The organism is Allobosea sp. P1_A7 (assembly GCF_056406775.1).
This window is the reverse complement of the sequence record NZ_JBFTZN010000638.1, coordinates 1-691: the sequence shown is the minus strand read 5'-3', so window position 1 is coordinate 691 and position 691 is coordinate 1. Positions and strand designations below refer to the sequence as shown.

Annotated in this window: 1 pseudogene; it reads left to right on the top strand. The window is 61.4% G+C overall.

What is annotated here, in order from left to right:
* Positions 1–151 precede the first annotated feature (151 nt).
* Positions 152–307, top strand: a pseudogene (locus AC1D34_RS38150) (IS701 family transposase); the annotation flags it as partial.
* Between the last annotated feature and the right edge of the window lie 384 nt (positions 308–691).

Here is a 691-nt window from a genome sequence, read left to right as displayed (position 1 = left end):
CGGAAAACGTCTGCCAGAGTGGCTGACCCAGGCCTCCAACACCCCCTTCAGGGTGCCGGCTTCATCTCGGAATCACATGCCGGCTTCAAATCGGAATGCCCTGCCGGCTTCGCTTCGGAATACCCCGCCCGCTTCAATCGGAATCCGCAATCATTGCGAGGCTCGGTCCTGGCATGGCTGGCACCGACACATGAGTCTCGTCATGGCGGCAGCTGCTTTCCTTGCCCGGATCAGCGCCCAGCAGCGGCGGAGCGCCTTCGGGAAACAGAACGAAACGAGTCCGGCGTATCCGGCCAGAGCAGCATGATCCGCCGGCTTGCCCAAACCTGCTCCACGCCGGAAATCCTTCGCCTGATCGCCCGGCTCATGACTCACCGGATCCTGTCCGTAGCCTTCACGCTCGACTGGTCACAAAGGCGAAGGCAGCATCTCCTCGCGGCCGCAATCGCCCACCGAAAATCTCGCGTAAATCCGCAACTGTAGTACTAGCTATTCTTACTGAGTCAGAAAGTCGCGGATGCGGGGGATTCGCGCTGCTCGCGGACTTGTTAGGGTGCTGCTTCGAGATCAGGGAAGCGCGCCGCCATGACCGACTGGACCGCGGAGAGTGAAGCGGCGTTCGACGCCTATGTCGAGGCCTTGATTGAGGTGATCGGCCACGCCGACCGAGCTGAGCCGCTGAAGGATTACA